16 protein-coding genes are annotated in these 23,538 nt (G+C 71.7%); 9 read left to right on the forward strand and 7 right to left on the reverse strand.

The window, feature by feature from the left end; genetic code table 11:
* Positions 1-147: 147 nt before the first annotated feature.
* Positions 148-4,179 carry a serine/threonine-protein kinase gene (locus G4D83_RS36460; RefSeq protein ID WP_163869512.1) on the forward strand — a complete coding sequence of 1,344 codons (4,032 nt, stop codon included), beginning with the start codon at positions 148-150 and terminating at the stop codon, positions 4,177-4,179.
* Between the two features lie 12 nt (positions 4,180-4,191).
* Here the strand turns inward: G4D83_RS36460 and G4D83_RS36465 are convergent, their stop codons facing one another.
* Positions 4,192-5,991, reverse strand: coding sequence for an OPT/YSL family transporter (locus G4D83_RS36465; protein WP_163869513.1), 1,800 nt, complete (start codon positions 5,989-5,991; stop codon positions 4,192-4,194).
* Positions 5,988-8,249, reverse strand: a complete 2,262-nt coding sequence (locus G4D83_RS36470; RefSeq protein WP_176437541.1) for a serine histidine kinase EspA — start codon at positions 8,247-8,249, stop codon at positions 5,988-5,990. Before G4D83_RS36470 ends, G4D83_RS36465 begins: the two co-directional genes overlap by 4 nt.
* A gap of 283 nt (positions 8,250-8,532) precedes the next feature.
* Between G4D83_RS36470 and G4D83_RS36475 the strand changes: the two genes are divergently transcribed.
* From G4D83_RS36475 to G4D83_RS36490, 4 genes are all read left to right on the forward strand, one after another.
* Complete coding sequence (locus G4D83_RS36475) at positions 8,533-9,942, forward strand: serine/threonine-protein kinase (protein ID WP_163869515.1); 1,410 nt, start codon at positions 8,533-8,535, stop codon at positions 9,940-9,942.
* A 318-nt stretch (positions 9,943-10,260) separates the two neighbouring features.
* Complete coding sequence (locus G4D83_RS36480) at positions 10,261-11,169, forward strand: hypothetical protein (RefSeq protein ID WP_240357025.1); 909 nt, start codon at positions 10,261-10,263, stop codon at positions 11,167-11,169.
* A gap of 137 nt (positions 11,170-11,306) precedes the next feature.
* The gene (locus G4D83_RS36485; RefSeq protein ID WP_163869517.1) at positions 11,307-12,584 is read left to right on the forward strand and encodes a protein kinase domain-containing protein; all 1,278 of its coding nucleotides are present in this window, start codon (positions 11,307-11,309) and stop codon (positions 12,582-12,584) included.
* 202 nt (positions 12,585-12,786) lie between these two features.
* Entirely contained in the window at positions 12,787-13,788 is a 1,002-nt protein-coding gene (locus G4D83_RS36490) for a sensor histidine kinase (RefSeq protein ID WP_163869533.1), read from the forward strand.
* Here the strand turns inward: G4D83_RS36490 and G4D83_RS36495 are convergent.
* Positions 13,727-14,257, reverse strand: coding sequence for a cysteine dioxygenase (locus tag G4D83_RS36495; protein WP_240357027.1), 531 nt, complete (start codon positions 14,255-14,257; stop codon positions 13,727-13,729). The two genes, G4D83_RS36490 and G4D83_RS36495, sit on opposite strands and share 62 nt — an antisense overlap.
* Positions 14,258-14,426: 169 nt before the next feature.
* On the opposite strand from G4D83_RS36495, the gene G4D83_RS36500 reads away from it, so the two are divergent.
* From G4D83_RS36500 to G4D83_RS36510, 3 genes are all read left to right on the forward strand, one after another.
* Positions 14,427-15,920: an FAD/NAD(P)-binding protein gene (locus G4D83_RS36500; protein WP_163869519.1), complete on the forward strand. Its 1,494-nt coding sequence runs from the start codon at positions 14,427-14,429 to the stop codon at positions 15,918-15,920.
* A gap of 132 nt (positions 15,921-16,052) precedes the next feature.
* The gene (locus G4D83_RS36505; RefSeq protein WP_163869520.1) at positions 16,053-17,333 is read left to right on the forward strand and encodes a hypothetical protein; all 1,281 of its coding nucleotides are present in this window, start codon (positions 16,053-16,055) and stop codon (positions 17,331-17,333) included.
* Positions 17,334-17,518: 185 nt separating this feature from the next.
* A complete protein-coding gene (locus G4D83_RS36510) occupies positions 17,519-18,973 on the forward strand; it encodes a hypothetical protein (RefSeq protein ID WP_205522802.1) in 1,455 nt (484 codons plus the stop codon).
* A gap of 23 nt (positions 18,974-18,996) precedes the next feature.
* Here G4D83_RS36510 and G4D83_RS36515 read toward each other — a convergent pair whose 3' ends face one another.
* Positions 18,997-19,782 (reverse strand): 2-keto-4-pentenoate hydratase, encoded by a 786-nt coding sequence (locus G4D83_RS36515; protein WP_163869521.1) that lies wholly within the window; start codon positions 19,780-19,782, stop codon positions 18,997-18,999.
* A 222-nt stretch (positions 19,783-20,004) separates the two neighbouring features.
* Here G4D83_RS36515 and G4D83_RS36520 point away from each other — a divergent pair, with 222 nt between their 5' ends.
* Positions 20,005-20,616, forward strand: coding sequence for an outer membrane beta-barrel protein (locus tag G4D83_RS36520; RefSeq protein WP_163869522.1), 612 nt, complete (start codon positions 20,005-20,007; stop codon positions 20,614-20,616).
* A 63-nt stretch (positions 20,617-20,679) separates the two neighbouring features.
* Here the strand turns inward: G4D83_RS36520 and G4D83_RS36525 are convergent, their stop codons facing one another.
* From G4D83_RS36525 to G4D83_RS47335, 3 genes are all read right to left on the reverse strand, one after another.
* A complete protein-coding gene (locus G4D83_RS36525; RefSeq protein WP_163869523.1) occupies positions 20,680-21,462 on the reverse strand; it encodes an SDR family NAD(P)-dependent oxidoreductase in 783 nt (260 codons plus the stop codon).
* 42 nt (positions 21,463-21,504) lie between these two features.
* Complete coding sequence (locus G4D83_RS36530) at positions 21,505-23,250, reverse strand: sensor histidine kinase (RefSeq protein ID WP_163869524.1); 1,746 nt, start codon at positions 23,248-23,250, stop codon at positions 21,505-21,507.
* A gap of 192 nt (positions 23,251-23,442) precedes the next feature.
* Positions 23,443-23,538, reverse strand: a 96-nt coding sequence (locus G4D83_RS47335; RefSeq protein ID WP_420826686.1) for an IS3 family transposase, incomplete at its 5' end; no start/stop codon positions are given.

Here is a 23,538-nt window from a genome sequence, read left to right on the forward strand (position 1 = left end):
GGGCATGACAGCATCGCGCCCGGAGCGGGGCAATGAACATGCGTTCGCATGAGCAAGAGGCCCTGGAGTCCGGGTGATGCGCGACCGACCCCCGGGGTAACCGAGGGGTGTCCTGAATCCCCATTGCATTTGGCGTAGAGTTGCCGCGTGCCGCGCTGCCAGACATGTGGGCGGCGTTGGGAAGGCTCCCACGCGCCATGCCCGCCAAGCTCACCCGCCGAGGGCGCGGGACGTGCGACGTCCGTCGTCGAGCCAGCCCCGCTCCTCATCCCCGGCTATCGCGTGGAGGGGGTGCTGGCGCGCGGCGGCTTCGGCGTGCTCCTGGGCGCCCGGCGCGAGACGGACCAGCAGCGCGTGGCCATCAAGCTGGCCCGCACCGGCAATGCCCTGGCGCGCGCGCAGCTCGTCCGGGAGTCGGAGGCGCTGCGCACGCTGGGGCCGCCCACCGTGCCCGCGCTGTACGAGGTGGGCGTGCTCTCCGGAGGCATCCGCTTCCTCGTCATGGAGCACGTCCCGCTGCCCACCCTGGCGGAGCGACTGGCGCGCGCCGCGGGGCCCGTGCCGGCCCAGGAGCTGGCCTCCCTGGCGCTCTCGGTGGCGGACACCGTGGCCCTGGTGCATGCGCGGGGGCTCGCCCACTGTGACTTGAAGCCCGAGCACCTCTTCCTCAACGAGGACGGCGGCGGGCAGGTGCGCGTCTTCGACTTCGGCCTGGTGCGCGGCACCTCACTCCAGGAGGGCTCCGCCCTGCCCGGCGAGGGCGCGACGACGAGCGACTCGTCGGCCTTCGCCGGCACCGCGGAGTACATGGCGCCGGAGCAGTGCGCGGGCAACTCGGACGTGGACGCGCGCACGGACGTGTACGCGCTGGGCGTGCTGCTCTACGAGATGCTCACCGGCCGGCCGCCCTTCTTCGGCCCCACGCCAGAAGTGCTCCAGGCGCACCTGGCCCTGCGCCCACCTCCCCCCTCCGACTTCGCGCCCGTGCCTCCCGCGCTGGAGGAAGTCGTGCTGCGCTGTCTGGCCAAGGAGCGCGCGCGCCGCCCCGAGGACGCCGCCGCGCTGGCCACCGCGCTGCGCGAGGCCTTCACCCATGCGCACCGGCCGTCCGAGCCCATCACGCCCAGGCCCGCCGCGCCCGGAGAGCCCCGCCCCGCGCAGGTGCGCCGCTCCGTCGCCGTGCTCTTCCTGACGTCCCGCGCCAACCCCGTCAGCCTGCAGAAGGGGCTCGCCTCCTACGGTGGGCACCTGGCCTTCACGGATGGGCCGCGCATCGCCGCCGTGTTCGACCCGGACGTGGGAGAGAACCCCGTGCGCCGGGCCATGCGCGCCGCCGAGGGACTGGCCGACCGGGGACTCGCCGCGAGCGCCCTCGTCGATGTGTCCGCCGTCACCGTGCAGCGCCGCCCCACCGGCACTCCGCGCTACCTGGGCGCCATCCTCTCTCGCGCGGACCGCTACCCCACCGGGCCGGAGACCCATGGCCTGCTGCTGTCCCCGGCCGCCGCGGAGGCCGTGCCAGAGGTGCCATGCACCGAGGTGCCGGGCCACCCTGGCCTCCTGCGCCCCGCGTCTCCGGGCGCCGCGCCGCGTCCCGACATCACCGTGCTCCAATTGGGCAGCGAGGTGCTGGTGGGCCGCGAGGCGGAGCTGGCCTCGTTGGTGGACAGCGCCCGCGCGGCCGCGGGCGAGGCGACCCCCACCCTGGTCACCGTCCTGGGCGAACGAGGACTGGGCAAGAGCCACCTCGCCGCCGCGCTCGCGCGTGAACTCCAGATGCAGTTGCCACTGACTCGCATCTACACCACGCGCTCGCGCGAGCCCGTGCAGGGCGACCCGGACGGGACGCTGCGCACGCTCCTGCGCTGCGCCCTCAACGCCTTCGAGAGCGAGAACACGGACACGGAGGAGCAGGGCCGCGCGGCCATCATGCAGCGGCTGGGCCCCACGCTGGGCTCGGAGCTGTGGCCGGGCGTGGCCGCGACGCTGGGCTGGTACGCGCCGGGCGGGCCGGAGCTGCAGAGCTGGGCGGCCGCGCCGGGCGCGCTGCGCTCCCTGGCCATGCGCGCCACCGGAGAGCTGCTGGCCACCACCGCCCGCGAGCGCCCGCTGTGCCTGGTCATCGACGACGCGCACTTCGCCGAGGAGACGGCGCTGGACGCGCTGGAGTACGCGTGCCTCGCCGAGGCGAGCGTGCCCATCTGGGTGTGCGTGCTCGCGCGCCCGGGGTTCGAGAAGAGTCGCCCCTTGTGGGGTGCTCGCGCGGCGCGGCAGTCCACGGTGTCCCTGCGCGCGCTGGGCGCGGAGCAGGCGCAGGAGCTGTGCCGCATGCTCCTCAAGCCGGTGGAGAACGTGCCGGCGCAGGCGGTGGAGCGCATCGTCGAGCGCGCCCAGCACGTGCCGCTCTACATGGTGGAGCTGGTGCGCGGCCTCAAGCGCCAGGGGCTCGTCCGCCAGCGCGCCCCGGGTGGCAGTTGGTACCTCGTCACCGACGGCGTGGAGAAGGTGCCCGAGCTGCGGCTGGTGGAGTGGCTGGCGGACCGCGAGCTGGGGGCGCTGCCGCCGACGCTGGCCGCGCACGCCCGGCTGTGCGCCCTCTTGGGGACGGACTTCACCGCCGCCACGGCGGAGGGCGTGGTGCGGGAGCTGGAGCGAGACGGCGCCGCCGGAGGCTTCCCGCTGGACGCGGGCCATGCGACGCGCAGGTTGCTCGACTCCGGCCTCTTGGTGTCGCACCGGCTGGAGGGCCTGAGCTTCCGCAACGAGCTCCTGCGCGACGCGGTCGCCGCCACGCTTCCCGCCGCCGAGCGCGAGCGCATCCACCTCGCCGCGTACCGTTACTTCCTGGGCCCCACGGGCGCCAGCGAGCGCCAGCGGCTGCCCCGTCTGGCGCTGCACGCCGCCGCCGCGGACCTGCGCGACGAGGCCGCCGCGCTCTCCATCGACCTGGCCGAGTCCGCGCGCGGACGCCACGCGTTCCTCGACGCGGAGGCCATGTACACGCGCGCGCTGGAGCTGCTGGACAGCTCCGACGAGCTGCGCTGCCTCACCTCGCTGCGAGGACGGGGGCTGATGCGCATCCGCATCGGCAGGTATGACGACTCGCTGGCGGACTTCGCCGCCGCCCGGGAGCGGGCGCGCCGGCTGGGCGACACGCGCACGGAGGTGGAGCTGCTGCTGGACGAGGCCATGGCCCTGGACTGGGTGAATGACTATCCCGCCAGCGAGGCCCGCGCGCTGGAGGCCCAGGCGATGTCGGCCCGCGTGGGCTCCGCCTATGTGCAGGGGCGCCTGCTGCTCGCGGTGGGCCGCGCGCTGTTCCGCAAGGGCGAGTGGCAGGAGGCCCGCGAGCCCCTGGAGGCGGCGGCGGAGATTGCCCGGCGCCTGGGTGACGCGGGCTACGAGACGCAGGTGGTGTCCCAGCTCCTGCTCGCGGTGATGCTCCCCAACCTGGGGGACATCGACGAGACGGACCGCGTGCTGACGGAGGTCATCGCCGCGTGCTCGGAGCGGGGCGACTTGTTCCACCTGGGCAGCGCCATCAACAACCGCCGCAACCTGTGGGTGGCCCGGCGGGATTTGGCCAACGCGCTGAAGGACCAGGAGCGCTTCATGCACCTGGGACGCGAGCTGGGCATGGTGGGCTGGGAGTACTTCGCCGAGCACAACCTGGGCGAACTGCACTACCAGGCTGGAGACGTCGACGCGGCCACGCCGCACATCACCCGGGCGATTGCGCTGGAGCGCAGGCACCCGGAGGTGGCGCCCCGTCCGTGGGCCCTGCTGCTCCAGGCGCGCACCATGGCGTGGCTCGGGCGACAGGCGCGGGCCCGCGAGCTGCTCGCGCAGGTGCGGCAGGTGTTGGCGGAGGGCCGCAACGGCGTGGAGCTGAGCCCTTCGGAGGAGGTGCTCTTCGCCATGGTGGAGCTGGCCACGCGCGACGCCACGGCGGAGGCATGGAACACGCTGAAGGAGTGGTCCGCCCAGGTCTCCGTGGAGCAGGAGCCGCTCGAGGTGCTGGAGATGATGGGGCTGGCGGCGCTGCGCCGGGGTGAGCGCGAGGAGGCCATCCGCATCCTGACGGACGCGCTCCAGCTCGCCTCGCGACTGCCCAACCTCATGGAGGCGCGCATCCGCCGCTCGCTGGAGCGCGCACGGGAGAGCGTCCCTCCAGTGTGAAGCCGTCGGGTGCTACGCCATGAAGCCCAGAAGTTTCAACGCACCGATGAGCACGCCCACGAGCGACTCCGCGGCAATCGCCCCCGCCGCCAGCGCGGGCACGTTGCGCACCGTCGCCTGAGGCCAGCGCCACCGCGCCACCGCCGCCAGCGCGCCACCCAGGCACAGCGTCACCGCGAAGTAGGCGGGCAGGATGAAGCCAATCCCCATCGCCACCGGTGAAGGCATCCACCGCGCCGCCCCACCCCGCGAAAGCACCGTCAAGAGCGCGCCCACGACCGCCGCCACGCCGCCCGCCAGCGCCGCGTTCGGCGGCAGGCCCGAGAGCCCCTTCACCGCCAGCTCCGCCACCGCGCGGAACTGATGGGAGAACGGCGCCGGCAGCGCCTCCGAGCCCAGCCCATACGCCCGCGTCAGCAGCAGGTACGCCGGCACGCTCACCAGAGAGCCCGCGAGCACCCCCACCAACTGTGCCCCGAGCATCCGCCCTGGCGAGGCCCCCAGGAGGTGCCCCGCCTTGAGCGCCCACATGCTCACGCCCGTCTGGGCCGCCGCGCCGGACACCACGCCACCCACCGCGATGTTGGGCGCCACCGCGCCAGGCAGCAGCACACCCGCCGCCACCTGGGAGAGCTGCCCCACCTGCGTCACCGGCGAGACATCCACCTGCCCCGCGCCCCGCGCGCACACCGCGCACAAGGGCAGCAGCACCACCAGCGCCAGCAGCACCTGCGGCACGCTCATCCCGAACAGGCCCACGCCCAACGCCAACGTCAACACGCCCGCCGCGCCGCCACACAGCCACGCCCACCGGGGAAGCACGCCACTCCACTTCAGTGAGCCCACGTCCTTCGCCGCGCCCCAGAAGTCACGCGCCTGCGCCGCGAGCGACACCACCGCCGAGCCCACCAAGAGCCCCACGCCGGGCCACGTGAGCCAGTTCAGGAGCGAGTCGTAGGTCGCCTCCTTCACCGCGCCCGTGCTCAAGAGCCACGGCGCCAGTGCGCCCCAGCCCACGAGCGCTCCCACCAGCATGCTCAGGCCCAGGTGCAGCCCCGCCATCATCCCCACGGCCAGCAGCATGGGGCTCGCCGCCAGCCCCCACGTCAGCGACGCCGTCGAAACGCCTCCCACCGAGCCCGGCGCCGCCACCATGCCCGGCAGCTTCTGGAGCACGTCCCGCACCACGGTGATTGCCGTGGACACCACCGCCGCCACCGCGAGCCACACGCCGCGCCCGCGATTCTCCTCGGGCTCCGAGGCGTGCATCGCGGTGATGAGCTCCGCCGTGGTGATTCCCGTGGGGAAGGCCAGCGCCTCCTCCTCCAGCAGCCGGCGCCGCAAGAGGTGCGCGGCCAGCACGCCGAGCACGCCCAGCGCCACGCTCCACACCGCCACCCCCACGCCGGGCAGGTCCAACCCCATCAACATCAGCGCGGGCAAGGGTCCCAAGAGCCCCGCCGCCGCCGGCATGGCCCCCACCGACACCGCCGCCACCTGCGTGAGGTTGTTCTCCAGCGGCGTGTACGGCGAGCCGCGCCTGCGCGACACCGCCGCCAGGCCACCGAAGCCCAACACCGCCGCCGTGACGGAGCCGCTCTCCCACCAGCCCAACTTCAACCCCATGGACACGTTGGTGACGGCCAGGAGCGCACCGACGACGAGCCCCATCCCCAGCGCGCGCACCGACCACTCCCGACGCTCGCGGACGGGGGACGGCGCGGACTCGGGAACCACCGACAGGCGGGCGTCGCTGGCGGACTCGGGGACGACGGGGGTGGAGGACACGAGGGCTTTCGGGGGACTGCTCATCTTCCTGCCTCCGCCGAACGTCCCACCAGCTCGCGGAGCTGCGTGAGGTCCAGCGGCTTCGAAATCTTCAGATTGGGAACCTCGCGCAGGAAGGACACCGTGCGCGGGGTGAAGGCGCCGCCCGTCATGAACACCATGCGGCCCGCCTGGTCTGGAACGATGCGTCCCAGCTCGTGGTACAGGTCCATGCCCGTCATCCCCGGCATCATCACGTCGCAGAGGATGAGGTCGAAGCGGCTGCCGTCATTGAGCAGTCGCAGCGCCGCCTGCGCGCTGTTCGCCGTGGCGACCTCGTGGTCCGACGCCAGCGAGCGCTGGAGCGCCAGCGTCACGTTCGGCTCATCGTCCACGACGAGGATGCGCGCCCGCGCGTTGACGGCCACCACCGCCGTCAGCCGGGGCAATACCTCCAGCTCCCGCGTCGCCGCGCGCAGCACCACGCGGAAGGTGCTCCCCTTGCCCGGCTCGCTCTCCGCGTGGATGGAGCCACCCATGGACTCGATGATGCCGTGGCAGATGGACAACCCCAGCCCCGTGCCCACGCCCACCGGCTTGGTGGTGAAGAACGGGTCGAAGATGCGGTCCATGACCTCGGGCGACATGCCCATGCCCGTGTCGCGCACCTCCACCAGCACCCGGCCACGGTCTCCCGCGCGGATGACGACGCGGATTTCGTGCTCGTGCTCGGGCGAGCGGTCCTCCGGAATCGCCTGCGCCGCGTTGAGCAGCAGGTTGAGGAACACCTGGCACAGCCGCGACTCGCTGGCCTCCACCGGGGCCACCGGCTCGAACTCCGTCACCAGCCGCGCGCGGTGGCGGATGACGTTGTCCGCCATCTTGCACGCCAGCTCCACCGCGCGGCGCACGTCCACCGGCATCAGCCGCACCTCCTGCTCGCCCCGCGCGAAGACCTTCAGGTCTCGGACGATGGTGGCGATGCGCTCGGCGCCCTCCGTCGTCTCTCGCACCAACTGCTGGAGCGAGGCGATGGCCGCCGCGGGCACCTGGCTCTCCATCCGCTCCAGCCCCTCGCGCACCAGGTGCAGGTTGACGAGCATGTAGGCCAGCGGGTTGTTGATTTCGTGCGCCACGCCCGCGCCCAGCGTGCCCACCGACGCCAGCCGGTCCGCCACGACGAGGTGCGCCTGGAGCTGCTTTCGCTCCGACGTGTCGCGGTGGACCATGATGTTGGCAATCGTGCGCCCCTCGCTGTCGCGCAGCGGGACGACCACGGACTCGCACCAGCACGTGGTGCCGTCGCGCCGCTTGAACTCCAGCTCCCCCGTCCACCGCCCCTGCTTCTCCAGCGCCGCCAGCACCATGCCGGTGAGCCGGTCCGGCTCGTCCGGATGCAACACGCGGAAGAGCGTCTGCCCCATCGCCTCCGACTTGTTGCGGCCGAACATCCGCTCCGCGCTGGCGTTCCAGTCGATGATGCCGCCGCCCAAATCCGTAATCACCACGCCGTCGTAGATGCTCTCGAAGATGAGCGCCTGGCGGTTCAACTCCTGCTCCGCCTGCTTGCGCGCGGTGATGTCCATCACCGTGCCCGTCACCCGTGCGGGCATGCCGGACGCGTCGCACAGCACGTCACCCTTGCAGGAAATCCAGCGCCACCCGCTGCCCTGCGGCTCGATGCGGTAATCCACGTCCACCTGCGTCTTCTTCTCCAACGCGGTGGACAGGGACTCGCGCACGCGCGGCAGGTCCGCCGGGTGCACCACCTCCTCCAGCTCCATGGCCCGACCGGACAGCTTGCCCACGGGCAGCCCGAGGAGCCGGTCCACGTGCTCGCTCCACGTCACCCGGCCGCTCTGCGCGTTCCAATCCCAGATGCCCACGCGCGCGGCGGACAGCGCTTGCCTGAGCTGCTCCTCGCGCTGCTCCAACAGCTCCCGCTTGGAGAAGCGGAACACCGTGACGGTGCCAATCTGGAGCCGGTCGCCCTCTTGAAGCTCCGCCGTCGCGATGGGCGTGCCGTTGAGCAGCGTGCCGTTGGTCGACTCCAAATCCGTGACGTGGCAGCCCCCGTCGGGCGAGCGGATGATGAGGGCATGCTTGCGCGAGACGCCGTGGTCGTCGATGCGCACCGTGGCCTCGGAGCCACGGCCGATGATGTGCTCCCCCAGCTCCAGCCGGTACGCCTTGCCGATGGCGGCCGGCGTCGTCGTGCTGATGAGGATGAGGCAGGCCCCCGTCGAGGAAGGTGGCGCCAGCGCCATCCCGGCGCAGGTCGTGAGGTCATCCAGTGTCGTCATCAAGAGGCCCCCCGTCCCCCCCGCGCGGCGTCCATCCACCCGACCAGCCCCGTCCCGCGCGCGTGAGGTCACGTCCCGGGAATCCAGCAGTCCCTGGCCACGGCGTCCAACCACCCGGGGTGTTGGGGCGCCCGAGCATACGCAAGGCAACATCTGCCCCTCCCTCCCCCACCCGAGGTGATGGGTGGTGAACGCATGACAAGGATTGGCGCGACGCGGCGGTCGCTTCGGGCCCGGGGCATGCAGCAGGGCTCCAAGGTGGGTGCTAGGGTGCCTTCCACACATGGCGGCCGACTCCGAGAGCACGTTCCGCATCCAGGCACGGGCGGATCTGCATGGCTCCGAGCGAGGGCGCGGTGATGCGGGCAAGAGCGACAGAGGCCCCGGCACGCTCGCGGGCGAGTACATCCTCAAGGCCCTGCTCGCCTCCGGTGGCCACGGCAGCGTCTATGAAGCCGAGCACCGGATTCTGGGCCGCCGCGCCGCGGTGAAGGTGCTGCATCCCCACCTGGCGGACCAGGGCGAGATGCTCAAGCGCTTCGTGCGCGAGGCCCGCGTGGTGAACCAGATTCGCCACCCCAACATCGTGGATGTCTATGACTTCGGGCTGATGCCGGACGGCAGCCCCTACTACGTCATGGAACTGCTCGCGGGCCGCACGCTGGGCCAGGTGGTGCAGGAGCGCGGCCGGCTGTCCGCGTCCCGAGCGCGCGCCTACCTGGAGCCCGTGTGCGGCGCGCTGGAGGCGGCGCACCGAGCGGGCGTCGTCCACCGCGACCTGAAGGCCAGCAACATCCTCGTCGTGGAGGAGGGCGAGAAGCCCCGGGTGAAGCTGCTCGACTTCGGCATCGCCAAGCTGATGCACGCGGAGGGCTCGCAGGAGGGCCTCACCATCGCCGGCCAGCGGCTGGGCACCGCGCACGCCATGGCCCCCGAGCAGTTCCGCGGCGGCACCATTGGCCCGTACACTGACATCTACGCGCTGGGCGTGCTGCTGCACCAGTTGCTCACCGGCCGCTACCCGTTCCTCTGCGAGGACCGGATGGAACTGGAGCGGCTGCACCTGGAGGCCCCCGCGCCCAGGCCCAGCGCCATCGCCCCGGTGTCCCCCGCCGTGGACGCAGTGGTGCTGCGCTGCCTGGAGAAGGACGCCAGCCGCCGCTTCACCACCGTGGGCGCCTTCCTCGCCGCGCTCGCGGACGCCGCCGAGGAGCCCGTGCAGCCCGCCCACCGCTCCCGGCTGGCGCTCGCCGTCCACGCCGAGGTGGTGCTTCCCTCCGCCGCCCAGGACGACGACGCGATGTACGCGGTGCTCGCCGACGTGCTGGATGGCCTGGAGCAGGGCCTGCGCGGCGGCGGCTTCCTGCTCGCGCTCCAGTCCGGCACCACGCTCCTGGCCGTGCGCCCCCTGGAGAACGGCGCGCCCACCCCGGAGCGCACCGCGTACCTGCGCGAGGCCGAGCGCTCCCTGCGCATCCTCCAGCAGGCCGCGCAGAAGCTCGCCGACCCCGTGGATGCCACCGTCCACCTGTGCCTTCACCTGGGCCAGGCCGAGACGCGCGGCGACACCGGTGAGTCCGAAGTCGTCGGAGGCCCCGTCACCGACGTGGGCGCCTGGCGACTGCGCGGACCCGAGGGCTTCGCCCTCACCCCCGCCGCCGTCCTGTCCCTGGAATTCCCGGAACCGATTTAGACATCCCTGGAATGACAGGTCTTCGTTGATTCCACCTCATCCATGACTCCCCGAGTCCTGGACTTTACACCCTGACTGTTATGATTCATCCGCCACGGGAAAATTATTGCCCCTGCGGCATGCAAGCCGGCTGAACCCCCTGCAAAACTTGTCGAACCCATCAGTCACAGCGGCATTGTTTGGGAATGCTGGAACTGATGGGCGACAAGGTGGCCAGCGAGCGCTGACCGCCACACACGGGGGAAAAGCATGCACCACACACCAGCCTCGCCGTCGCGTCGTCACACCAGCACCCACCCGTCTCGGGGTCGGGGATGGATGGTGGGGCTCCTGAGCCTGGCGCTGGGAGTGGGGGCCTGCGGGGTGGGGGTGGAACCGGTGGGGGAGGAGATGGGGCACCTGCGCCACAGTCAGGTCTCCGCGAATGGCCTTTCAACGAATGGCTTGTCCACGAATGGCCTCTCAACGAATGGCTTGTCCACGAATGGCCTCTCAACGAATGGCCTGTCCACGAATGGCCTTTCAACGAATGGCTTCTCGACGTGGTTCAACCAGGACCCGGTGAATGCGGACGCGGTGATGTCCTACGTGGTGACGTGCGCGGTGCAGGCGGGGGTCGCCCGCACGTTCACCAATCCGGTGACGGGAAACACGCACATGTGGCTCGGGGCACTGGGACTGGCGCCGAGTTGGGCCGACGGAGCGCCCGCGACGGACCTGGAGAAGCAGGTGGTCTCCGCCTGCCTCGCGGCGCATGCGAACAAGTACGGCCTGCACGTGCCCATCTCCGTGCTGGGCCTCACCACGTCGAGCACGAACGCGCCCATCCCGTACACGCCGCAGGAGCTGGCGACGTACAGCGAGACGGAGGCGTGCTACTTCGGCAACCTGTTCGATGGCACCGGCGTCTTCGCGGCCAATGACCAGGCCTATCTGGCCGCGGACAAGAGCACTCCGCGCACGTGTGGACTGGCCTCGGGCCCGGCGCAGAACTGCCCGCCCATTACCCACGTGGGCATGTGCGCCACGTATTGCCAGGGCAGCACCTCGTCTTCGCCCTACTACACAAACTGCACGTACAACGGGAAGAACTACCGCCCCATCACCGCGCGCATCCGCCCGCAGGAAATCTATCGCTGCGGCGACGGCACCTGCCAGTTCACCGAGCGCTGCGGCACGGGCACCACCGCGCTGAGCTGCCGCGCGGATTGCGGCACCTGCCCCTGAGGGCGAGGCGTTGGTTTCGCGCGACACAGTCCGTGCCGGCGCGTTGGGTCCGTGAGGGCCCCCGCCGGTGGGGACATCCCCAGGGGTGGTGCTAGGCTTTCCCCATTCCCGAGGTTGGGCCGGACACGGGAGGTCGCATGAACGGTCTTCGCATCCTGGATGCCCCCGAGGGCACCGACATCGCCGGTTACACGGTGGAAGGACTGCTGGGCGCGGGAGGTTGTGGCGTGGTGTACCGCGCCACGCGCGACGGCCAGTCCGTGGCGCTCAAGCTCCAGTCACTGGTGCAACTGGGTGGCTGGGCCCAGCGCGAGGTCGCCATCCTGACGCGGCTGGCCCACCGCAACGTGGTGGGCTTCCGCGACGGCGGCCTGTTCCCACCAGAGGCGCCCGAGTGGCTCTATCTGGCGATGGAGTACGTGCACGGGCGCCCGCTGGCCCAGTGGGTGGAGGAGGAGAATCCCGGCGCGCGGCGCGCGGCGCGGCTGGCGCTGGGCATGGCGCGGGGACTGGAGGCCGCGCATGCCGCGGACGTGCTCCACCGCGACATCAAGGAAGCCAACGTGGTGGTGCGCGAGGAGGACGGCACGCCGGTGCTGATGGACTTCGGCGTGGGCGTCTATTCCGGAGCGCCCCGGCTGCCGCGCGGGGTGCTGCCCCCAGGGACGCCGCGCTACCGCAGCCCGGAGGCCCTGGCCTTCCGCCAGGAGCGCCGCGAAGGCGTGTACCCGGCCACCGTGGCGGATGACCTGTACGCGCTCGGCGTCGTCCTCTACTGGATGCTCACCGCGCGCTACCCGTTCGAGAACGTGGAGACGCCCGAAGGCGAGGTGGCCGTCATCCACCACCCTCCGGTGACGCCCGCCCTGCTCAACCCCCGGGTGCCGTGGGCGCTCAGCGAACTATGTCTGCGACTGCTCGCCAAGCAGCCCTGGCGTCGGGGCACCGCGAGCACCTGGTGCGAGGCGCTGGAGACGGCGCTCGCCAGCGCGGACGCTGCGTGGGACGTGCCCTTGTTCCCGGACGCGGCGAACGTGCCGGTGGACGTCCAGGGCGGCCCGCGCCCTCCATCGCGCGGACGGCGCTCGACGGGCTCCGGGACGCTGCCCGCGATTCAAGCCGTCTCCAGCCCCGCCGAGGCGCCCGGGCTCGTCGTCCGGGCCCGGCCGGTGACGCGGGAGGCTCGCGCCATCGAGTTACCGCGCGCCCTGCTGGCCCTGGGGCTGGGGGTGTGTCTCGTGGGTGGCGTGTGGTGGATGCGGCGCTGGCCACCTTCCTTGCTCGCGCTGACGCTGAGCAGCCGCGCGCGGACGCCGGAGCCCGGTGACTCGGGGCCTCACCCTCGGGCATCCCCCACGCCCACACCGCGTCCGAGCGCTCCGCGACACGCGCCCGGCTCCTCGCTGACGCGGTGACTCGGGGCGGACCTTCCAGTCGCCAACGCTGTCCGCGCCACTTCGGAGCGCTGGCGTCGACTACCCGTCTGGACAGACACGAACCCTCGCGCGAGCCGACATCGGCTCCTTGCCGGACACGTCCCGGCGGTGTTGACTGGGAAGGTCCGCCCGCCCCCGCGAAGCACCCGGGACGGACACCTGACGCCGAGATTGCGACGTGATGACGCTACGAGCCAGGGTCCTGTTGATGTCGGCGGTGGCGCAGCGGCGCGGCACGCTGCGACGCGCCTTCCAGGCTCGCGCGGGGTTTTCACAAGGAGCGGAGAGCCCGGGGTTGGACGTCGCCCGCGAGGCCGGCGAGGCGGGCAGGCGGCTGGAGGAGACGGTGCGGGAGCGGACCGCGGAGCTGGAGGCCGCCAACGCGAAGCTGTCCCGCAGCCTGGAGCAGCTCCACGCCACCCAGGCCCAGTTGCTCTTCGCGGACCGGCTGATTGCCCTGGGGCGCATCGCCGCGGGCGTGGGGCACGAAATCAACAACCCGCTCGCCTTCATCCTCAGCAACCTGGAGTACATCCACCAGGAGCTCCAGCAGAAGGAGCAGCTCCCCGAGCGCGAGCGCCAGGAGGTGCTGGAGGCGCTGGCGGAGACGCGCGACGGCGCGGAGCGCATCCGCCTCATCGTCCGCGACTTGCAGACGCTGTCGCGCTCGGAGGACGTGGGCAGCGGGCCCTCGGACGTGGGCGCGGTGGTGCGCACCGCGGCGAAGATGGCCATGCACGAGTTGCGGCACCGCGCGCGGCTCATCGTCGAGTGCGACGGCGTGCCGCCCGTGCAGGGCAATGGCTCGCGGCTGGGCCAGGTGTTCCTCAACCTGCTGCTCAACGCGGCGCAGGCGATTGTTCCCGGTCAGGTGGAGCTGAACGAGGTGCGCGTCGTCGCGCGCGAGGCGATGGCGGGCCGCCTGGTCTCGGTGGAGGTGCGAGACACCGGCTGCGGCATCTCCCCCGAGCACCGCGAGCGCATCTTCGACCCGTTCTTCACCACCAAGCCCCTGGGCGTGGGCACCGGCCTGGGCCTGGCGGTGTGCCATGGCATCGTCACGTCCCTGGGCGGCACGCTCACGGTGGAGAGCGCGCCCGGGCAAGGCAGCATCTTCCGCGTCACCCTGCCCGTGGCCGGCGCCTTCGCCCAGCCCCCGCGGCAACTGGACGCGGTGGTTTGAGCGTCACCACCTGGTCGTCATAGGGCGTCATGCCCTCCATCGGCGGCGCGTAGAGGTGCAGCGACACGGCGCCGCGACGCGTCGTGTTGAGGATGCGATGGATGGTGTCCGGCTCCTCGAGCATCAGGTCCCCCTCCTGCGCGCGCACGGACAGCTCGGGCAGCAGCCGGTCTCCCGCCCACGCATAGCGGGTCTCCCGCACCGCGCCGCGCACCATCAGGGACACGCCGGCCGAGCCACCGTGGTCATGGACGAGGGAACCCTGCCCCGGCCCCCAGCACACCAGCAGCAGCTCACACGCCTCGGTCTTCGCCAGCGTCCTGCGCACGTAGCGCGCCTCGTCGAACTGGACGAGTGACTCCAGCAGGCCCCAGTCGGGCCGGCTGTCGCGGAGCCGGTCCACCAACCACGACAACGAGGGGATGGACTCCCTGCGCTCTGGCAACGGCCAGCCGAGCAGGCTTCTCATGTCCGGGACTTCTCCGTCCCAGTCTTCCTTGGGGCGCTCTCGCATGGATCTCCCGGGATGTGCGTGGGAGTGTGGACACGGCCTGAGACCCTGGCCAGGGGTTGTCATTCGATTGTCTACGCTCGTGTGTCGGGATGCCGTGGGGCAGGGACGGACATAGGATTGCGGCGTGCGAGTTCAGAGCAGCCCCTGGGATGTGGCCGTGGTGGGGGGAGGGGCCAGTGGAACGTTGTTGGCCATCCACCTCTTGAGACAGGCCCGCGCCCCCTTCCGAATCCTCCTGGTGGAACGGGGCGGGCAGGTGGGCCAGGGGCTCGCCTACTCGACGCGGAGCCAGCGTCACCTGCTCAACGTCCCGGCCGCGCGGATGGGCGCCTTCGCCGAGGAGCCCGAGCACTTCCTGCGCTGGCTGCGCCAGCAGACACCCGACACGGAGGGCGGAGACTTCGTCCCCCGGCTGCGCTACGGCCAGTACCTGGACTCCGTGTTGAAGGAGTCCATCGCCCGCGCGCCCCCGGGTGTCCAGTTGGAGACGCAGTCGGGCGAGGTGACGTCGACGCGCGAGCACGGCGGGCTGGTGACGCTGACGACCCGAGGCGGCGTGGAGCTCGTCGCGCGAGCGGCGGTGCTGGCCCTGGGCAACGCGAGCCCCGCGGACCTGCGCGTGGCGGACGGCGGGCTGTACACAAGTCCTCGCTACCACCGCTCGCCGTGGGCGCCGGGCGCGCTGGACGGCATTGGCGAGGACGACACGGTGCTGCTCATCGGCACGGGGCTCACCATGGTGGACGCGGTGCTGTCCTTGGAGGAGCGCGGCCACCGGGGAGCGCTGCACGCGCTGTCGCGCCATGGCCTCCTGCCGCACCGCCACCCGCGCACCGTCCTCCAGGGCACCTATGCCTCGCCCGGCATCCGCGACGTGCTGCGCGCGCTGCGCGACACGGGGCTGCGCGACGACGGGCTGCCTGCCCTGGAGCAGCCCCATCCCATCCCCGTGCGGGTGCGCGCGCTCTTGCGCGTGCTGCGCCACGAGGTGCGCCGCGCGACGGACGCAGGGGCGAGCTGGCGGGCGGTGATGGACGCGCTGCGGCCGGTGACGGTGCCGCTGTGGCAGCGGCTGGACATCGGAGAGCGCCGGCGCTTCCTGCGGCACCTGCGCGCCTACTGGGACGTGCACCGCCACCGCATGGCACCGGACGTGGCGGACGGGCTGGAGCGGCTGAGGACCCAGGGCCGGCTGGCGCTGCACGCGGCCCGCGTGCGGAGCTTCCACCCAGACGACGCGGGCACCGTGCGGGTGCGCGTCCGGCGCCGGGGAGAGCGGCGCGAGGAGGACCTCCAGGTCCACCACGTGGTCAACTGCACGGGCCCGGAGGGCGACGTCACCCGCCATGGACATCCGCTGCTGCATCGCCTCGCCGAGGAAGGCCGGGTGCGCCCGGACGCCCTCGGCCTGGGCCTGGACACCGACCGCCACGGGGCGCTGCTGGACGCGAACGGGCATGCCGGGGGGCGCCTGTTCACCCTGGGCCCCCTCCGGCGCGGCGAGCTGTGGGAGACCACGGCCGTGCCGGAGATTCGCACCCAGGCCCGCGCCCTGTCCGAGCACCTGCTCAAGCGGCTGGGACGCGGCTTCATCGCCCCCCGCCGCAGCGCTGGCTGAGAATAGACTGGCGGGGCAGCCTGTCCACGGAAGAGTGGAAACCCCTGGAGCCGGGATTTCATGCGAGGCTTCCCGCCGCCGGGCTTCCCCCTCATGACTTCCCATCGCGCTCTCATCCCCGTGGCAGGAGGCATGCTCGCCCTCCTCCTCGTCTGCGCGGGGAGCCTGGCCTACTTGCAATTGCGCACGGGGCCGCTCGAGGAGCGGCTGGTGCGCGAGGTGAATGAGCTGGCGCGGGCACGGTACGCGCGGCCCTCGCACGTGCAGCCGCCGAGCCCGGGCACCTTCGCCCGCCACCTGGAGCCGCTGCTGGAAGACGTGTTGCACCTGTACCAGGAGCGGCAGAAGTCGGGCACGGGTCCGGACTCGACGCTGGGGCAGCACTGCCGGGACGTGGCGGACGGGAAGCTGCCGACGTCGTCCTTGCCCTCGGCGTGCGGCGAGACGCTGGAGCGCGCGCGGCCCCTGCTGGAGCAGGTGCTGGCGGCGACGCACGCGGAGTTCGGCGGACTGCCGGAGCGGCTGGGGGTGCTCGCGCCCGTCACCCATGCGCGGTCCAACGGGAAGTTCGCGTTGATGTACGTGGTGAACCTGGCCGCGCTGGACACGCGGCTGAAGCTCTCCCAGGGCAGGCCGCTGGCGGCGCTGGACACGTGCCTGGACGCGCTGGCGCTGAGCCGCGAGCTGGAGCTGGGCGGGGGCATGGAGGGGCAGCTGCTCTCCGCGACGGGCCACGGCGTGCTCTACCGGCCGTGCGCGGACGCGCTGGACGCGGCGCCCACGGAGCGCAAGCCGCTGGCGATTGCCCAGTTGGTGAAGCTGGCCGAGGGCTTCGCGCCCTTCTCCATGTCGCTGCGGCACGAGTCCGCGCTGGTACAGCTGGTCTACTTCCGGGGCCTCTTGTCCGACGAGGCCCTGGCCGCGCTGCCGCCGCACAGCGAGGACTGCGTGCCGCTGGAGCTGAGGGACGAGGAGGCCATCAACGACGGCCCCCTGGGCTCGCGGCGCGCGTGGTGGACGCTGGTGGAGGGCTTCGACGCGCTGACGGCCGCGGCGGACCTGCCCACCTCCGCGCGTCGCCGGGCCTTCGCGCTGCTGGAGGCGAGCGAGGAGGAGAACCAGCTCGGCTCCATCCATGGACCGCACATCGCCACCTATGGCGAGTACGCGGAGCGGTTGGATGTACGAAGGCTCCAGCACGACGCGCTCATCACCCTGGCGGAGGTGGACCTGGCGCGCGCCGAGCGAGGCCACTGGCCGGAGTCCCCCCCGCACCACAAGGACTCCTCCTTCGTGCTGGAGACGCTGGGCCCGACGGAGGCCCGCATCCAGCCCTGCGCTCGCGCGCACTCGGCCCAGGGCCTGCGCGTGACGGCGGACCTCCCCTCCACCGCGCGCCGGCCGGAGCCCTGAGCGCGACGCACGCACGCCTCCCCTCCCCTCGTGCGGACGGGCTGGTGTCGGCGGCCTGCTCGGGTGGCCTCCAGGGGCTACCTTCCTGACGGACGCACTCACCGCCTGGGAGGGGGAATGGGCCTGCCGCACGCAAGGAGTCCTGGCACGCCGCGGCGCTCCGGGCGCGATGAAGCAGGTCCACCATGATGGCGCGCCGCTTCGTCGCGGACTTCGACTCCTCGGCCGCCATGTTGCGCGCGCTCGCAAGCTTCCTGCACGGCCGCGACTTCCCCGCGCTGGGCACGCACCGCCACACCCACCCCTTGTTCGAGACGCTCCTCCCGGTGGTCAACCACCTCTCGGTGCCGCTGCGCGAGGCGGCCTTTGTCCGCGGCGGACTGGCGGAGGCCCTCACGCCGCGCGCGCTGGCCCACTTCGACGCGGAGGCCCTGGCGCGCTGGGTGGTGGCTCGCTACCCGCGCCGGCGCTACCCGGCCGCCGTGGTGGGCGCCTCCAATGGCGCGCTCGTCCACCTGTGCGCGGCGCTGGGCATTCCGTGGCTGCCCCAGACGCAGCTGTTGTCCGTGCGCCATGACGGACGGGTGCCCGTGGACGAGCCCCTCAAGGATTTGGACTTCGCCAGGGAGCCCGCGCGCCGCCTGCTGGAGTCCCATCCGGACCTCCAGTTGCACCACACGCACGACGCCAACCACGACCGGCTCCTGTTGCGAGGGCTGACACACTTCCGGGTGAAGCGCCGCCGCCTGGGCGCCGCCTATGTCCGCTTCCTGGAGGACGTGCTGGAGCCCGGCGCCGCCCTCTTCGTGTCCGAGTGCGAGCTGCGCTGGCCCACGCTGCGGCAAGGCGAGCGGCACGTCTTCCAACAGGGGGCGTTGGGCGGGGCGAGCCCGGACGAGTACTACCTGGGTGGCCCGCGCGTGGAGGCGTGGCTGCGGAGCCAGGGCTCGTCCCATCCGCGCTGGCCCACGCCGCCGCCGGACAGCGACAGCCCGGAGGCGGAGTGGGGCTTCGAGCCCGCGCTGAGCGAGGACCTCCAGCGCCTGGCGCGCAAGCGGCGTTGGCGGCTGCGTCGCATCGTCTATCCGGAGCCGGAGGCGCTCAGCCCGCTGGTGGCGGACCTGTACCGGCACTGGTATCGCGACAGGCGCATGCCGCTGGGACAGCTGCTGGTGGAGTCCTCGATTCTGCTGGAGCCCTGGTGGGCGCTGCGCACCGGCGCGGTGCCCTTCTGGATGGTGCTCAACACGCGCCCTTCCGCCCGCGCGCTGGAGCATTACCTGGACGCGTCCGAGCCCTGGGATGCGCTCTTCCTCATGCTCTGCTCCCGGGGCGTGGACTCGCTGGGCATGGCGCCGCTGCAACGTTGGCGGGAGCTGCTCTCGCGCGGGTTGGACCGGGGCGAGCTGGTGGGCGTGGACGAGCGGGAGTACCCGCGCGACTTCGCCTCCGTCGTCCGCTACCACCCCGCGCTGAAGCGGGCGCTGGCCCCGCGCCACGCCATGCCCGAGCGGATGGGCCTGGAGCGGCTGGAAGCCTTCCTGCGCCAGCACGGGGACCGCTACGCGGTGCGCTGGCACGACACCGACACGCGCCCGCGTCACTCGAGCGCGGGCGTGTCCTCGTCGTGGATGAACTGAGGCACCGGAAGCCCGGAGCCGCGCTACCCGGCAGACACCGCCACGGAGCCCAGGCCCTCCACGACGAGCCGCACCTTGTCTCCAGGCTGGAGCATGTGCGCGGCCGTGGCGGCGCCCGCCAGGACGATGCTGCCGGCGGGGAGCACCTGGCCCCGCTCGGCGAGCAGCGCGCACAACTGCACCACGGACAGCACCGGGTCTCCGGAGATGGCGTCCGAGCGGGCCGACTGCACCACCGCGTCGTTCACCGACATCTTCATCTCCAGGCGCGTCAAGTCCAGCGCGCGCGGCGGGTGCTCCTCCGTCGCGAGGACGAACAGCGCGGAGGACGAGTTGTCCGCCACCACGTCCGGCAGGGAGAAGTACTTGAAGTCGCGGTAGCGCGAGTCGAGGATTTCCATCGCGGCGAACACGGACTCGCACGCGTCCAGCGCCTCCTCGCGCGTCACCGTCCCGCTCAGCTCGCGCGCGGTGCGGAAGGCGATTTCCGGCTCGATTTTCGGGTGGATGCCCTGCCCCAGCCGGATGACGCCGTCCGCCGCCACGCACATCCGGTCCGTGAGGACGCCGTACACCGGCGAGTCCAGGTTCATCTGCTTGCGCTTGGCCTCGGACGTCAGGCCCATCTTCAGGCCGACGACGCGCTCACCCTCGGCCAGGCGGAGCTGGATGCCCCCCTCCTGGACGGCGTAGGCCTCCGACAGCGTGAGCTGGGGCAGGTCGTTCGTGAGGGGCGGCACTTCGCGCCGCTCTCGCCGGGCGGCGTCCAGGCGTCGGGCCAGCTCCGAGGGGTCCACGGTCTGCGTCATTGCATCCCTCTCCAGGTGGGGTGTTGCGGGGGCGGCGCAGCAGAGCACGGCCGGAAGCCCCAGGCGAGGCGGCTGATGCGCAGGGCGTCCGGCTCCGGGGTATAAGCCGCGCCCACCGGAGACACGGGGCATCCGGGGACTGGAATCATCGGGTCGACGTGCTGCATAACCCCGGTTGTGGCCCCCGGCCGGGCGGGCATCCCGAAGCAAGGACTCCACTTCATGCGATATCTCTGGCTCTTCGCGGCAGTGCTTCTACCGACCACGTTGGCGTTCGCGGACGAGACGCCCGGGCGGCATACCCACGACGGCTTCTACCTGCGCGGCCAGCTGGGCATCGGCTACACGCGCGCCGAGGCAAAGGAAGTCGACCTGGCCATCAAGGGCGCCTCGGGCTCCCTCAACCTGGAGCTGGGCTACGCGATCATCAACAACTTCATCATCTACGGAAAGCTCTTCGGCACGTCGACGACGAACCCGGACATCGAGGTGGGCGACATCACGATTGAAGGTGACGAGGGCGACGACGTGGCCAGCAACTACGCCGGGATTGGCGTGGGCGTGACGTACTACTTCATGCCCGTCAACCTCTACATCTCCGGCGCGGTGGTTGCCAACCAGCTCAGCGTCACGCAGGACGGCGAGACGGAGGGAGAGACGGACTCCGGCGTGGGCCTGAACCTGGGCCTGGGCAAGGAGTGGTGGGTGAGCGACAACTGGGCGGTGGGCGTCGGCGCCGAGGTGGCGCTGGGCCGCATCCGCAGCGACGCCAACGACGGCGACGACTGGAACGTCACCAGCTTCTCGCTGCTCTTCACCGCCACGTTCAACTGATGGTCGGCCTCGGGTGGCCGTGACGCTTCCGTTCTCACGGACGAGTCACGGCCCCCCCAGGTCTCAGGCCTGCTGGTTGAGCCCCGCGGCGATGGCGGTCGCGGCGGAGCGCGGGCTGAAGCGCACCATGAAGGAGGCCATGACGTTGAGGGCGCCGTGCACGGCCAGCACCTTGCCGCGCATCATCGCCTTGTAGGCGTGCTCCACCACGTCCTCGGGCTTCGCCACGCCGGAGCGCTGGAACAGGCGGCTCTTGTCATTGCCCGCGCGCTGGGCGAACTCCGTCTGCGTCGCGCCAGGGCAGGAGCAGGTCACCGTCACGCCGGTGCCCTTCAGCTCGTATGACATCCCCTCCGACAGCGACACGACGAACGCCTTCGTCGCGTAGTACGTGGACATGTAGGGCCCGGCCTGGAACGCGGCGGTGGAGGCCACGTTGAGGATGCGGCCCTGGCCGCGCTCCCGCATGGGCCTGGCGAACAGGTGCGCCAGCTTCAGGAGCGCGGTGCAGTTGACCTGCACCATCTCCGCCTCGCGCTTCACGTCCTGGTCCAGGAAGGGGCCCGAGCTGCCGAAGCCCGCGTTGTTGACGAGGAAGTCCACCGTCAGTCCGCGCTGGGCCACCTGCGCGAAGAGCTGCTCGGGGGCCTCCGGCTGTGCCAGGTCCGTGGGCAGCACGTGGGCCTTCACCCCGTGCTCCTTCTCCAGCGCCGCGGCGAGCTCTTCCAGCCGCGAGGCACCGCGTGCGACGAGGATGACGTCGTGCCCGTCCCGGGCAAAGCGCCGCGCGAAATGCACTCCGAGGCCAGCCGAGGCTCCGGTGATGAGGGCCACCTTGCGTGACATGTTGTTTCCTCCCAGCGCCCTTATAGCCGAGCGCCGGGCGACTCACGCATTCGCGGCGGCTTCGTGACGGGGGAGCGTGACTTCGAAGCGGCTGCCCAGCTCCGGCTCGCTGCGCACCTGGATGTCGCCACCGTGGGCTTCGACAATCTGTCGGGTGATGTAGAGCCCCAGCCCCAGCCCTCCATAGTGGCGCTCGCTGACGGCGCGGCCGAAGCGCTCGAAGATGTGGGACTGGTACTCGCTGGCGATTCCGATGCCCGCGTCCTCCACGCGCAGCACCACCCGCTCCGCCTCTCCCCGGAGCGCGATGTGCACGGGATGGCCCGCGCCGTATTTCACCGCGTTGGCGAGCAGGTTCGTCAGCACCTGCTCCAGTCGGACCCGGTCCCAGTGCCCATGCACGTCGCCCCGCACGGAGACCGACACCGGACTTCCCGCCTGGCTCGCGGGGACGGCGAGCTGGTCCTTCACCGCGCGCGCCACCGCCTCCAGGTCCACGTCCTCGCGGTGCAGCACCAGCCTGCCGCTGGACAGGCGCGACACGTCCAGCAGGCCGTGGACGAGCCCCGACAGCTTGTCCACCTGGCGTTGCACGACGTCGAGCTGCGAGATGACCATCGGCGTGGGGAGGTAGGGCCGGTCCTTGCGCGTCTGCCGCCGCAGCCACTGGAGGCGGAGCTGGAGCGGGGTGAGGGGCGTCTTGAGCTCATGGCTGGCCACGGCGAGGAACTCGTCGCGCAGGCGCACGGAGCGGCGCGCCTCGCGGTACAGCCGGGCGTTGTCCACGAGGAGCGCGGCGCGGCGGGCCAGGTCCTGCGCCGTCTCCAAATCCGCCGCGTTGTAGTGGCGCGAGGGACGCACCGCGAGGAAGGTGAGCGCGCCCAGCGAGCGGCCTCGCGCTAGCAGCGGCACGGAGAGGATTTCGTGGAAGCCCACCGCGCGCATCGTCTCGTAGTGGGCGTCGCTCACCGACACGCGGCGCAGCCAGGCCTCGTTGACGTCGTCCACCAACAGGGATTCGGCGTGACGGACCACGCGGGAGGTGGGGTGCGCGCTGCCCTCTGGTCCGGTGGGAAAGCGCCGCACGCGCTCGGCGAGCGCGTCCTGACTGGGGTCGTCGTGCGCCACCGACATGCGCTGCACGGTGCCCGTCTCGTCCAGGATGTCGACGAAGCACCAGTCCGCGAGGATGGGGACACAGAGCCGGGCCAGGGCGTCCAGCGTGGCCTTGGGGTCCAACGAGGACGAGGCCAACACCCGGCTCGCATCCGCGAGGAAGGCCGCGCGCTGCTCCGCCGACTCCGCCTCCGCGCGGGCGTGCTGCTCCTCGCGCAGGAGGCGCGCGGACTCCAGCGCCAGTCCCGCCAGCTGGGCGAGCCGATGGAGGGCCAGCTCGTCCTCACGGCTGAAGTCCCCGACCTCCCGGTCGAAGAGATAGAGCACGCCCGCGTCGGAGGGCAGCGGCACGGACAGCCGGCCCCGAGGCTCCGCGCGAGAGGCGCGACGCTCTCTCGACGTGCGGCCGGGCTCGTCGCTGGACGGCACGGTGTAGCCGCCCCAGACTTCGTAGGCGCGCGAGAGCGACGTGACGCTCGCCCCTCGCGTCTTCCCAGGAGCGGGCGAAAGGACGACGGTCGCCTGGTGGGCACGCATCAGACGGCGGGCGATCTCCACGAGCACGGCGAGCGCCTCTTCGACCGTGGCGGCCGACAGGAGCTGCCTCGAGTCCGCGTCCTCCGCCGCGCGCGCCTCTTCCAGCGACATGGGCGCGACAGGTTCCATCGGCATGTTCGACTCCCCTTGGGCTCAACCCAGTCTGGCTCCTCGCCCCTCCAATGCCCCAAACGTGTTCTCTACTCGCCAACTCTTCTGACGACAGGTCACTCCATGAAGTACCTGAGTAATTAGCAGGCGACCTATCAAGCGAATGGATAGGCTCACAGCCTCCATGAGCTTGCCCCGGTTCCGTGGACAGCGTGGTTATGCTGCCTGCGCAACCGGTGAGGCTGTCCGCTCATACTCCACCGGGCTTACGTAGCCCAGCGAGGAGTGGCGACGCTGACGGTTGTAGAAGAC

Source organism: Myxococcus eversor, assembly GCF_010894455.1.
Classification (GTDB): domain Bacteria; phylum Myxococcota; class Myxococcia; order Myxococcales; family Myxococcaceae; genus Myxococcus; species Myxococcus eversor.